This is a genomic window from Paenibacillus sp. FSL F4-0087 (genome assembly GCF_038020215.1).
GTDB lineage: Bacteria > Bacillota > Bacilli > Paenibacillales > Paenibacillaceae > Paenibacillus > Paenibacillus taichungensis.
Genome location: NZ_JBBODJ010000001.1, coordinates 5667954 through 5680303 on the forward strand (window position 1 = coordinate 5667954; position 12350 = coordinate 5680303).

The window sequence follows — 12350 nt, forward strand, 5'->3', positions numbered from 1 at the left end:
ATATAGGCTGGAGCATGTCCTTTCACGTTTAACCATGTTAAAATGGAGGGATAATTGTACATATGGTATGGAAAGAAGGCAGGGAGCAATCAATGAAACCTAAACTTAATGATGTTGCAGATTTAGCAGGAGTTTCACCGACGACGGTTTCTCGGGTGCTCAATAATCGAGGCTATATCAGTGAGGAAACGAAGAATCGAGTCCATGACGCGATGCAGCAGCTGAACTATTTTCCAAATGATGTAGCTCGGTCATTATTTAGTAAACGAACCAATCTCATTGGATTAATCATACCCACAACAAGCAACCCCTTTTTTGGTGAGTTGACTTTTCATATTGAAAATATTTGTGCGTCATCAGGTTATAAACTACTGATTTGTAATAGCTTGAATCAGCTGGATAAAGAAGAATCATATGTGGATATGCTTATGCGTAATCAAGTTGACGGCATTATCGTAGGGACACATAACCGAGGCATTGTTAATTATGATCAGAAAAATATTGCGGTTGTTGCGATTGATCGCTTCTTATCGGATACGATTCCTGTCGTAGGATCGGATAACTACATGGGCGGAAAAATGGCTTCTGAGCTGCTGATTGAGAAGGGATGCAAGCACATCCTGCATATTAATGGACCTGTCGAATTGGAAACTCCGGCAAGCTTAAGAAGAAAAGCATATGAAGATGTCATGGAGCAGCATGGTCGCGAAGCGATCACTTATGAAGTATATGATCCATTCCATCAACAGAATCATGATGAACCGATTGGGCGTTTGCTTGATGAACATCCCGAAGTAGATGGATTGTTTGCGAGTAATGACTTGGTGGCAGCGTCATTCATTGCTAAAGCAAAACAACGTGGCAAACGTGTTCCTGAAGATATTCGTGTAATTGGTTATGACGGAACCGAAACAACTCGTAACTTGCTTCCTGAATTAACGACGATTCAGCAACCTATACAGGAAATTGCGAGATCTGCCGTAGAGCTAGTCATTAAAGAAATTGAAGGTGAATTCAGTGAGGTCCCGCGAGAAACGTATCTGCCTGTGAAACTTATTGAAGCGGGTACAGTGTAATTTAATTTTTATATCTACTACAAATTTTTCGAAGACAAGACGAATGGAGCTAACCTTAGGGTGCTGGGATTAAGGGAAGCTCCTTTTTCTTTCGAAAATATGTCAAGCGGTTGACATATTAAACCGGTTGACATATAATCGATTTTGCAAGCGCATTAAAGTGCTTACATTCACATTAAATGTTCAACTTAGAGGAGCGTTCGATATGAGACATTCAAAGAGCATGTACTGGAAACTAAGCGCCTATTTCTTCTTTTTCTTTTTTACATGGTCAGCAAGTTATTCATTGTTCTCCATCTGGCTGGGGCAAGAAATCAGTCTGAATGGTGCTGAGACTGGCATTATCTTTACTGTAAACGCTATCTTTGCATTATGTATGCAACCGCTTTATGGCTATATCTCCGATAAGATCGGATTGAAAAAGCATATTTTATTTCTAATCAGCGGTTTGCTCTTACTTGTTGGTCCATTCTATATCTTTATCTACGGACCTTTACTCCAATACAATGTATTTCTTGGCGCAGTGGTAGGTGGACTATACTTGGGTGTTTCGTTCTTGGCCGGGATTGGAGCTATTGAATCGTATGTAGAGAAAGTCAGCCGTAAATATGACTTTGAATATGGTAAATCTCGGATGTGGGGCTCGCTTGGTTGGGCGGCAGCAACATTCTTTGCTGGTCAGTTCTTTAATATCAACCCTAACATTAACTTCTGGATTGCATCTGTATCTGCTATCGTTCTGTTCATCATCATGATGACAATCAGGGTCGAGATGACAGAATCCGAGATGGAACGGGCTGAATCTATTAACTTTAAGCAAGTTGGTAGTTTGTTTGCGAATAAGCATTTTTGGTTCTTCATTTTATATGTGCTCGGAGTTACGTGTATATACAATGTGTATGACCAGCAATTCCCGATTTACTTCTCATCGACATTCTCGAGCACTGCATTAGGCAATCAAGTATACGGTTACTTAAATTCTTTCCAAGTGTTCCTGGAAGCAGGCATGATGTTCTTAGCACCGTTTATCGTAAACAAAACTGGAGCTAAGAAGGGCCTGATATTGGCAGGATTCTTAATGGCATTCCGTATTATGGGCTCCGGCCTCGTTATCGGACCTTACGGTATATCCGCTATGAAATTGATTCATGCACTGGAACTGCCCATTATGCTAATCTCCGTATTCAAATACTTGGCTGCTAATTTCGACACGCGTCTGTCATCGATCTTGTATCTGGTTGGTTTCCAGTTTACGAGTCAGGTAGGAGCTTCGATCTTTTCACCCATCGCCGGTACGCTTTATGACATCAGAGGTTTCTCGAATACTTACGTGCTTATGGGTATATTCGTATTTGCCTTTACGACAATCTCAATCTTTACCTTAAAAAGAGATCCGAAAAACTTGAATAAGCTGGATCCTAAACCTAACTCGCATATTGAACCAGCATAGGAGGAAAACATGATGAACACTTATCACAACAATACGAAGCAAGCTGAGGAAGCTTTGAAACAGGCAGAAGGAAAAATGAACAAGCGTTATCGCTTGGGGTATCATATTATGGCACCTGCAAACTGGATTAACGATCCAAATGGATTAATTAAGTATAAAGGCGAATATCACGCTTTCTATCAACATCATCCGTATGATGAGAACTGGGGACCCATGCATTGGGGTCACGTCAAAAGTAAAGATCTTGTGCATTGGGAGCATTGTCCGATTGCATTAGCTCCAGGAGATGCGTGTGATCTGGATGGCTGCTTCTCAGGCAGCGCAGTAGATAATAACGGCGAATTGACATTGATCTATACTGGACATCATTACATTGATCAACCGAACAATATTTTCTTCCAAAATCAAAACGTGGCAGTAAGCACAGACGGCATTCATTTCACAAAATTACAACAGGATCCCGTGATTGCTGAGCCTCCGGCTGATAGCTCCCAGCATTTCCGTGATCCGAAGGTATGGAAGCACGAGGATACATGGTACATGATCCTGGGTAACAGTACGAAAGAAGATGTACCGCGTGTTATTCTGTATACATCTGCGGATCTTAGATCATGGATCTATCATGGTGTGCTTTTGCAGGGAGACAAGGATATGGGCTTCATGTGGGAGTGCCCGGATTTCTTTGAACTAGGCGGCAAGCATGTATTTATGTTCTCTCCTCAAGGTATTGATGCGCAAGGAGATCAGTACAATAACTTATTTCAGACGGGGTACTATGTTGGGGAATATGATTATGAAAAAAATGAATACAAGCATGAAGAGTTTATTGAGCTTGATCATGGTCATGATTTCTACGCGGTTCAAACTTTCTTAGATGATCAAGGTCGCCGGATTGCGATTGGCTGGATGGATATGTGGGAAGCCGATATGCCAACAAAAGCAGACGGTTGGTGCGGTGCACTCACCATCCCACGTGTGCTTACATTGGGTGAGAATGACAAAGTTCTGATGAATCCGGTTGACGAAATGAAGCTGCTTCGCCAAAGTGAACATGTTGTGTATCAGGATCATGTGATTTCTGGAAGCTCCTTGACAGAAGTTGAAGCGGATCTGCTTGAAGTGAAAGTCGTGTTTGACCTGACGAAGACAAGTGCGGATCTGGTGGGCTTGAAGCTTCGCGGTACAGGTCATGAGGAAACGGTGATCACTTATTCCATTCCGGATCAGAAGCTTATACTTGATTGTTCCAAATCAGGCAAGAAGACGGATGGCGTTCGTCGTGCAGGCTTAAATGCTGAGGGACAGCTGACATTACATGTATTTCTGGATCGTTCATCCATTGAAATGTTCGCAAATGAAGGGCAAGCTACGATGACAAGTCGTATCTATCCGAGTGGGAAGCTCTCAGGTATTGAACTCATCACTGAGGGTGGAAAGACTCAAGTAAATGGGTTGACATATTGGAAGCTGAACGATATTTGGCAAGCTGAATAAAGAGGAAAAAGACTGTTTTCTGAGCCATTACATGGACTCGGAAGCGGTCTTTTTTGTAGAGTAGATAAGGACACGAGGCACCCCGGCTTGAATCCTCGTTTTCCATATATCGACGTTTGTCAGCGCCGCGCCCATCTCCCTTACTCCGGTTACACCATTAGCCAGAAAGAGCGGAAAAGCATTTTTATAGTTATCTTCCAGATGGACATGCATGTCCCACAGACCTAGCCTATTTTTATTTTTAGCCTTGTCAAATTAACAAATCCTGAATAATCTAACACATACCACAAAAGAGGGGGAAGAAACATGAGCGAAGTTGGATATGGGAATGTAGGCGGACTTGGTGGAGGATACGGTGGCTTCACGTCCGTTGGTGCAATTCTGGTATTGTTTATTTTGTTGGTTATCATCTCCAAAGCTTTCTTGGTTTAATACTAGCTTATGAATTTCCGCTAGCTTTTGCTGGCGGTTTTTTGTTATATAAAAGTCCTTAAAAACAATTTTAAATAGGGAACTTTGTGTCATGAGTAACTGACATAAAGTTCCCTATTATGATCCTACATTTCTCGCTTATACTACGGTGATCGTTCCATAATACATGTACATGCCACAATTGAAGTTGTACGTTCCAGGTTTCAGATCTTTTAAGGTAATGAAGTTATCTCCTTTTTCGAGATACACATCTATTCCTAAATCTTTAGACTGAACACTTCTTATACATGTATAACCTGAATGTTTTATAAAATTTATTTTTGTTGGAACGCCAGCTTTTACTTCAATATTTTCTTGACTAAAACCATCTGATTTTACATCGACGGAAACAATCTGATATTCTGAATTTTCTTGAAGAGAAGTAGCTTGCTCACTCTGTGATTCTTGTGATTTAATTGCCGATGTATCATTCGGTTGATATTGGTAAAATAACGTTGCACCTACAGCTATAATTCCAAAAGCTACAGTAAGTATACCTCCAATAAACGGCATACCAATCCCACTTTTATTTGTTTTATCGCTAGTATCCATTTCTTGATTCGACAATTGAAGAGCAACGCTCATAATAAAAATGAATAGGATGTCAACAAATATCATCATGAGATAGGATGGACCAATCATTACCCCGAGCATTGCTCCCATCATGCCGCCCATAATTCCTGCCAACATACCATCCAGAGTTGCCAATATACTGATAGGTTTGCCTGTGAAGTATCCGGCTCCTAAGCCAAACAATATGGCGGCAATGGATGGGACTGTTAAATCCCGAGGAAATACAATGCCTAATTGTACACCGAGTACAAGGCTGGACATCATGCCAATGGTCATAGCGATCATCATGCCAGGCATACCTGTAAGTTTTTCTTTTCGCTTATACGTTTTAAGAACAATGAACGCTGTAAACAGTACGACCATAACTATACTTAATATCGCTAATAACACAATCTTATTCCTCCTAATATCCATACAGTAATGATGTGTAGTTATCTACTCATTGACATTACGATCAAGATCATTCATCTCATGTATTAATATATCAGAATTATCATAACGGCGTGACTATTGTCACAGACAAGTCAATGGTTTGCCGTAATAGTATGAAGAAAATTTGACATTTTGCTGCTACCCCTTTCTAAAAATAAATTTATAGTTAAAATTTTAGACTTTAAAATTTCAATTAGACATTATTTGATGCTCTTTTGAATTTATATTTGCAAACTGCAAGTAATTTATTTATAATGATGACCAAGAGGTGATCATGTTGTCAGATATTGAGAGTCCCAGAGAGCCACTACAAATTATGGTCCGTCGTTTCGGCTTACTGGATAAAAATTGTTGCACGGTTGGAGAGCATGAAATATCGCTGGTTCAGAGCCATATTCTATACGAAATTAACCATCAACATGAGCCGTCCATGCAACAAATTGCTGAAACGCTCGCCATGGATATCACAACCTTCAGTCGTCAAGTACAGACCCTGATTAAGAAAAATTTGGTTCAAAAAACACCACTGCCTGAGGATCGGAGAGTATACATTCTCAGTTTGACAGACGAAGGAGAATTTGTAACAACGGCTATAGATCATCGGATGAATACTCATCTGAATGAGGTTTTTTCTTTCATGACGGATACAGAAAAGGAGACCGTCATTCAATCCATTAAACTGCTCAATGAGAGCATGCTAAAATCGAAAATGTGTTGTACGCCGCTGGGGTAATGGGCTTCATTACCCCGTTACATTACTCAAACACTTGCAAAATGCAAGTATATTTAAACATACTGGAGGTACATTGATATGAAAAACGTTGAATTCAAACAAGTTGATTCTTGCTGTGCTCCCACTTTAGAGAAAAAGAAGGTTTCCACTTTGGAATCTTTAAACCAAGGAGAGTTAACCCATTTACCTGTTGTTATCATTGGTGCAGGACCTATTGGTTTGGCTGCAGCAGCTCATCTGATTGAAGCAGGCCAATCGTTTATTATTCTTGAGGCGGGGACTAAAGTAGGTGAGAATATCTCCCAATGGGGCCATGTTCGTCTGTTCTCACCATGGCAGTATAACGTAGATAAAGCGGCTGGACGATTGTTATCCAAGAAGGGATGGATTGCACCTGCTCCAGATGATTTACCAACAGGGCATGAACTTCGGGATCTATATTTGCTCCCGCTCGCAGAACTTCCGGAAATTCAGTCCAATCTTCATTTAAATTCTCGTGTTGTGGGGATTAGTCGCAAAAATACAGACAAAATGAAAACAGCAAGCCGAGAAAAACAACCCTTTATGATCTACGTTGAAGAAGAGGGTGAGGCTAAGCGGTATGAGGCGAGGGCTATCATTGATGCTTCAGGAACTTGGGGGCATGCTAACCCTGTACTCGCCAGCGGCGTGTTGACCCCTGGAGAACAAGCTCTTCGTAACCATATATTTTATGGCATTCCGGATGTGTTTGGAATAGATCGAGAGCGCTACACAGATAGACATATCGCAGTAGTAGGAAGCGGACACTCAGCCTTGAATACATTACTTGATCTTGCCAAGCTTCAAGAATTAAATTCCGGTATGACACTGACCTGGATCATGAGAAAAGATCAAGTGGAGGAAGCATATGGCGGAGAAGCGAGTGATCAGCTCGAAGCGCGAGGAGAACTGGGACGTCGTATTCATGAACTGGTGGATTCCGGAAAAATTACTGTTGTTACACCGTTCCATATTCAGGAACTGAAGCAGGAAGGGAAGCAGATTACCATAAGCGGAGAGCAACATGGTGTGGTACAGGTGATAGCACATATTGATGAGATCATCGTGAATGCCGGAAGTCGGCCTGACTTGTCCTTCCTCAGGGAGCTACGGCTGAGTATCGACCCGACCACAGAAAGTGTGGCAACCCTTGCTCCGTTAATTGATCCGAATGTTCATAGTTGCGGTACTGTTCGTCCTCATGGGGAGAAGGAATTGCGTCATATGGAACAAGGATTGTATATTGTTGGGATGAAAAGTTATGGACGTGCGCCAACCTTCCTGATGGCTACCGGATATGAACAAGTTCGTTCGGTGGTAGCTTTTCTGGCAGGTGACCTGGATGCAGCTGCAAAAGTAGAACTGGATCTACCTGAAACGGGTGTGTGCAGTCTGAATCGTTCAAAAGTACAGGTAGCCGAGCAAACAAGTGATTGTAGTTCATCTTGTTCCAATTAATATAGAATAGATCTGATGAACATGAAAGTGTTGGATCAACTCTGTAAACCAACACTTTCAGGTTCACTTGGAATTTAAAATTGACAATAAGACTTTTGCATTATAATATAAGCATGTGCTTATATAGAGAGAAGGAGGTAAGTGATATGGATTCTATTCAAGAAGCATCGGATAAGTTGAAATTGCTGGGGGATAAGACTCGTCTGACGATACTTACACTCCTCCAAGAACGTGAATGGTGTGTGTGTGAGTTTGTAGACATTCTGGACATGTCACAACCTGGGGTCAGTCAGCATTTGCGCAAGTTAAAGGATCAAGGTTTGGTTAAAGAGAATAAACGTGGACAATGGGTATACTACTCTTTGAATGTAGAGGATAAACCTTATATTAAATCTGTGTTGGAATTTATGCCAGATTCTGCAGCCATTCTTAAGTCTTTAAATAAAGAGAACATTTCATCCGTATGTAATTAATTTTTGAGCAATATATAAGTATATTGTTATATGATTATGAAAATGGAACTATTTTGATCGGAGGCGTATATGTTTGTTTTCTACTTTTCTTGCTTGCTTCATCTTTTTGATCACGTTAGTGCTCGTCATCTGGCAGCCTAAAAACCTGTCCATAGGGTGGTCTGCTTGCGGCGGAGCCATTCTGGCGTTGCTTGTAGGCGTAGTTCATTTCCATGATGTTTGGGATGTTACGCAAATGGTATGGAACGCCACGCTTGCTTTTGTGGCCATTATTATCATCTCATTGATTTTGGATCGTATCGGTTTCTTTGAATGGGCAGCTTTACATATGGCGAAGGCAGCTCATGGCAGAGGGGTTCGGATGTTTGTATATGTCTCCATCTTAGGAGCTGTAGTTTCTGCTTTCTTTGCCAATGACGGGGGAGCACTGATTCTGACCCCAATTGTTCTGGCTATGGTCCGCGCACTGAATTTTGATGAGAAAAAAGTGTTTCCCTTCATTATTGCCAGCGGATTTATTGCGGATACAACTTCATTACCACTGGTTGTAAGTAACCTGGTAAACATCGTATCTGCCGATTTCTTCGGTATTACGTTCATGGAGTATGTAGGCAGAATGTTTATTCCGAATCTGTTTTCACTGGCTGCAAGTATCGGTGTATTGTATCTCTTTTTCAGGAAAAGCATTCCCAAACGGTTTGATGCCAGTGAACTGAAAGCACCTGTAACAGCGATCAAAGATCTGAAGATGTTTCGGTTGTCATGGATTGTACTTGGTATCCTGCTCGTCGGTTACTTTGGCAGTGAATTTGTTGGTGTGCCTGTATCTATTGTGGCAGGAGTCGTGGCTATATTCTTCCTGATTATGGCTTCTCGAAGCTCTGCTGTACCGACTAAAGTAGTCGTTAAGGAAGCGCCTTGGGCAATCGTATTCTTCTCTATTGGTATGTATGTCGTGGTCTATGGCTTGCGTAACGTGGGTCTGACGGATCTGCTGGCCGTAGCCATCCAGGCCGTGGCAGATCAAGGATTGTTTGTCGCAACGGTTGGTATGGGCTTTATTGCTGCGATCATTTCATCTCTGATGAACAATATGCCTACGGTTTTAATTGACGCACTCGCCATTGATGCAACAACGGCTACGGGAACCGTTCGGGAGGCATTGATCTACGCCAATATTATTGGTTCCGATCTAGGTCCCAAGATTACACCGATTGGTTCACTGGCAACACTGCTCTGGCTTCATGTGCTCAGCACCAAAGGCGTCAAGATTTCATGGGGCACCTACTTTAAGACAGGTATCATTATCACAGTTCCGACTTTACTTATTACGCTAGTGGGTCTATATCTGTGGTTAAGCATTCTATAAATTCAAACCACAAGGAGAAGATGATGAACATGAGCAAAAAAATACTTTATTTCCTATGCACAGGCAATTCGTGTCGGAGCCAAATGGCTGAAGGTTGGGCTAAAAAGTACCTGAGTGAGGACTGGAACATTTATAGCGCAGGAATCGAAGCACACGGCTTGAATCCAAAAGCTGTGGAAGCGATGAACGAAGTAGGTATTGATATTTCGAGCCAAACTTCGGACATCATTGACTCCGAGCTACTGAACAGTGCAGATTTCGTCGTCACATTATGCGGGGATGCGGCAGATAAATGTCCAATGACCCCTCCACAAGTGAAGCGAGAACACTGGGGATTCGATGATCCCGCGAAAGCGCAAGGTACAGAAGAAGAGAAATGGGCTGTATTCCAAAGGGTTCGTGACCAGATTGGGGAACGGATACAGACATTTGCTGAAACTGGAAAATAACACGAAAAGCCGGGAGTAACTTTTCCCGGCTTTTCGTGTTTGAAAGGAATATTTGAAATGAAAATACTATGGATCTACTCAATATGCGAATCACTCAAACGGATATTCTACGGAGAAAAGTTAAAGTTTTATGTCATATTTCTAATGATTGTTCGGTTTTTCTTCCTCTTACTCGGTATGATATAAAGTGTTCCATCCTCACCATATTCCGCGTAAGCTATATCTTTAATATTGTCATATCCCTGCTTTTGCATCTCGATTCTTACCTTATCCGTATCCATTTCCTTTCCTTTCATCGACATCTTCAGCAATTCCCCTTTATCAATCACTGTAATAGCAAAATTATCGGAAGGTGTTTCGAGTACCAAATCTTGGGCAGATGGTGGTTCATATTCAGGTTTGCGAAGGACGGACAGAGACCCGTCTATTTCTAAAACGGCATGTTTGACCTCTTGAAGCGAAAAAACACTCTGCTTTCGAAGCATGGAGAGTAATTGTTTATACTCAATATCATATTTCTTGAGCAAGCTCTGATTTACCTCTCCATTATCAATTAAAAGAGCAACCCGTCCTTCTGCTACATAGCCGAATTTTACAAATCGGGTGATTACCTAGCCTCCCAAGTGAACAGATCATTGATGAATATATACCCGGTAGAATAGATTGAAAACAAACATAACATGTAAGTTTAGAGGAGAGAAAAAATGGAGCCTGCTATCTTAACGATAGTAGGCTCCATTTTTATTATATATTCTTTAATTTTGTTTCTTATTTTGTCTGCTTGCTGTTTTGATCAATTGCTTTTCATTAATTTACTGCGGGTTTTGTTTTAGTTTTACCCTGCTGATTTTTTAAAGCCTCGACAGGTTCATCTTTGACTTCCGCTCGTTTAATGAAGAAAACTAATATTAATGCGACAATATTAATGCCAAGAGCGATATAGAATGAATATTGGATTCCGGCTAATAACGCTTCTTGGGTTAATAAAGCTTTATTGGCTGCTGTCAAAGTTGTTGGATCAACACCAGTCATTAAATCTTCAGCTTTTGTTTTTGTCACCGAATTCATAATCGTAATCAGAATAGCCGTACCAATTGAACCGGACACTTGCTGAGCTGTATTGTTGACAGCTGTACCATGTGGATTTAAGCGTGTTGGTAATTGATTCAGGCCGTTAGTCATAATAGGCATCATCACCATTGCCATACCAAACATACGCAGAGTGTACACAAGGATAATATAAGTGTGAGTCGAGTCGATTTGCAGGTTTGCCAACATGTACGTTGAGATCGCTGTAATCGTAAGCCCGATTATGCCAAGAACACGTGGGCCATATTTATCAAACAGTTTACCTGTAATAGGTGACATAATCCCCATGATTATCGCACCTGGCAACATCATTAAACCTGAATCAAGTGGTGTAATACCTCTTACGTTTTGTACGTATGCCGGTGTTAAAATCATTCCGGAAAACATCGCTACTGCGTTTACAATCGCAATAACAGAGCCAAGGGCAAACATCGGATACTTGTAAACTCGTAAATCCAATAATGGTGTTTCCATTTTCAATTGACGGACAACGAAGGTGATCAGGGCAATAGCTCCGACGATTAAAGTGATTAAGACAACTTGATCTGTCCAGCCATCTGAACTTGCAGAGCTGAACCCATATAACAAACCACCAAAACCGATGGAAGATAATATGATCGAGAAATAGTCCAGTGTTGCATTTTTGTTTTGCTGCATTACATTTTTGGATTTCCAAATCCCTAACAGTAAACTAATGACGGCTAACGGTAAAATCATTTCGAAAAGTAAACGCCAGTCATAATATTCTACAATGAAACCTGATAATGTTGGCCCGATTGCCGGGGCGGTAATCATAACTAACCCGAAAATACCCATTGCTGTTCCGCGTTTTTCTCGTGGGAAACTTACCAGCATAATATTCATTAACAGTGGTCCCATTACTGAAGAGCCTGCTGCTTGAACCATTCTTCCTGTAAGCAATAAACCAAAGTTTGGTGCAACGGCTGCTATGGCCGTACCTAAAGTGAAAATGGTCATGGAAGTAATAAACAAACTTCTATTGGAGAAACGTGTTAATAAAAATGCTGACGCCGGAATTAATATACCACTGACCAGCATATAGCCCGTAGACAACCACTGGATCGTGGAATAATCTTTAATGTTCAAATCCACCATGATGGATGGCAGCGCTACATTTAAGAGCGAGTTATTTAGAAATGAAACAAATGCACCGATAAAAAGAATCGCAATCATTAAATAGGGTGGTTTTTTTTCGTGTAAAGCTGAATCCATATATGTCTTTTCTCCTTTTTTGACACTTC

12 protein-coding genes are annotated in these 12350 nt (G+C 41.2%); 9 read left to right on the forward strand and 3 right to left on the reverse strand.

Annotated elements, in window-relative coordinates; genetic code table 11:
• Positions 1–92: 92 nt before the first annotated feature.
• The 4 genes from MHB84_RS26070 (at position 93) to MHB84_RS26085 (ending at position 4452) form a co-directional block, all read left to right on the forward strand.
• Positions 93–1076, forward strand: coding sequence for a LacI family DNA-binding transcriptional regulator (locus MHB84_RS26070; RefSeq protein ID WP_076289367.1), 984 nt, complete (start codon positions 93–95; stop codon positions 1074–1076).
• A gap of 205 nt (positions 1077–1281) precedes the next feature.
• A complete protein-coding gene (locus tag MHB84_RS26075; protein WP_076289283.1) occupies positions 1282–2526 on the forward strand; it encodes an MFS transporter in 1245 nt (414 codons plus the stop codon).
• A gap of 12 nt (positions 2527–2538) precedes the next feature.
• Complete coding sequence (locus MHB84_RS26080) at positions 2539–4020, forward strand: glycoside hydrolase family 32 protein (RefSeq protein WP_076289284.1); 1482 nt, start codon at positions 2539–2541, stop codon at positions 4018–4020.
• Positions 4021–4326: 306 nt separating this feature from the next.
• Positions 4327–4452 carry a hypothetical protein gene (locus tag MHB84_RS26085; protein ID WP_063562644.1) on the forward strand — a complete coding sequence of 42 codons (126 nt, stop codon included), beginning with the start codon at positions 4327–4329 and terminating at the stop codon, positions 4450–4452.
• A gap of 138 nt (positions 4453–4590) precedes the next feature.
• Here MHB84_RS26085 and MHB84_RS26090 read toward each other — a convergent pair whose 3' ends face one another.
• The gene (locus tag MHB84_RS26090) at positions 4591–5454 is read right to left on the reverse strand and encodes a cupredoxin domain-containing protein (protein ID WP_256716813.1); all 864 of its coding nucleotides are present in this window, start codon (positions 5452–5454) and stop codon (positions 4591–4593) included.
• A 328-nt stretch (positions 5455–5782) separates the two neighbouring features.
• Here MHB84_RS26090 and MHB84_RS26095 point away from each other — a divergent pair, with 328 nt between their 5' ends.
• The 5 genes from MHB84_RS26095 to arsC all read left to right on the forward strand — a co-directional run bounded on the left by MHB84_RS26095 (position 5783) and on the right by arsC (position 9999).
• On the forward strand, positions 5783–6229 hold the full coding sequence (locus MHB84_RS26095; RefSeq protein ID WP_076289369.1) for a MarR family winged helix-turn-helix transcriptional regulator: 447 nt from the start codon (positions 5783–5785) through the stop codon (positions 6227–6229).
• A gap of 78 nt (positions 6230–6307) precedes the next feature.
• Positions 6308–7708 carry an NAD(P)-binding domain-containing protein gene (locus MHB84_RS26100; RefSeq protein ID WP_076289285.1) on the forward strand — a complete coding sequence of 467 codons (1401 nt, stop codon included), beginning with the start codon at positions 6308–6310 and terminating at the stop codon, positions 7706–7708.
• A gap of 146 nt (positions 7709–7854) precedes the next feature.
• Positions 7855–8181, forward strand: coding sequence for an ArsR/SmtB family transcription factor (locus MHB84_RS26105; RefSeq protein WP_076289286.1), 327 nt, complete (start codon positions 7855–7857; stop codon positions 8179–8181).
• A 73-nt stretch (positions 8182–8254) separates the two neighbouring features.
• Positions 8255–9550, forward strand: a complete 1296-nt coding sequence (locus MHB84_RS26110) for an arsenic transporter (protein WP_076289287.1) — start codon at positions 8255–8257, stop codon at positions 9548–9550.
• A 29-nt stretch (positions 9551–9579) separates the two neighbouring features.
• Positions 9580–9999 carry an arsenate reductase (thioredoxin) gene (gene arsC, locus MHB84_RS26115; protein ID WP_076289370.1) on the forward strand — a complete coding sequence of 140 codons (420 nt, stop codon included), beginning with the start codon at positions 9580–9582 and terminating at the stop codon, positions 9997–9999.
• Between the two features lie 128 nt (positions 10000–10127).
• On the opposite strand, the gene MHB84_RS26120 is transcribed toward arsC, so the two are convergent.
• A complete protein-coding gene (locus tag MHB84_RS26120) occupies positions 10128–10607 on the reverse strand; it encodes a YetF domain-containing protein (RefSeq protein ID WP_083678900.1) in 480 nt (159 codons plus the stop codon).
• Between the two features lie 199 nt (positions 10608–10806).
• Positions 10807–12321, reverse strand: a complete 1515-nt coding sequence (locus MHB84_RS26125) for a DHA2 family efflux MFS transporter permease subunit (RefSeq protein WP_076289289.1) — start codon at positions 12319–12321, stop codon at positions 10807–10809.
• Positions 12322–12350 lie beyond the last annotated feature (29 nt).

Bases quoted from the DNA above. Each gene is read 5' to 3' on its own strand.
- MHB84_RS26070 (WP_076289367.1), top strand. From the start codon at position 93: ATGAAACCTAAACTTAATGATGTTGCAGATTTAGCAGGAGTTTCACCG.
- MHB84_RS26075 (WP_076289283.1), top strand. From the start codon at position 1,282: ATGAGACATTCAAAGAGCATGTACTGGAAACTAAGCGCCTATTTCTTC.
- MHB84_RS26080 (WP_076289284.1), top strand. From the start codon at position 2,539: ATGAACACTTATCACAACAATACGAAGCAAGCTGAGGAAGCTTTGAAA.
- MHB84_RS26085 (WP_063562644.1), top strand. From the start codon at position 4,327: ATGAGCGAAGTTGGATATGGGAATGTAGGCGGACTTGGTGGAGGATAC.
- MHB84_RS26100 (WP_076289285.1), top strand. From the start codon at position 6,308: ATGAAAAACGTTGAATTCAAACAAGTTGATTCTTGCTGTGCTCCCACT.
- MHB84_RS26105 (WP_076289286.1), top strand. From the start codon at position 7,855: ATGGATTCTATTCAAGAAGCATCGGATAAGTTGAAATTGCTGGGGGAT.
- arsC (WP_076289370.1), top strand. From the start codon at position 9,580: ATGAGCAAAAAAATACTTTATTTCCTATGCACAGGCAATTCGTGTCGG.
- MHB84_RS26125 (WP_076289289.1), bottom strand. From the start codon at position 12,321: ATGGATTCAGCTTTACACGAAAAAAAACCACCCTATTTAATGATTGCG.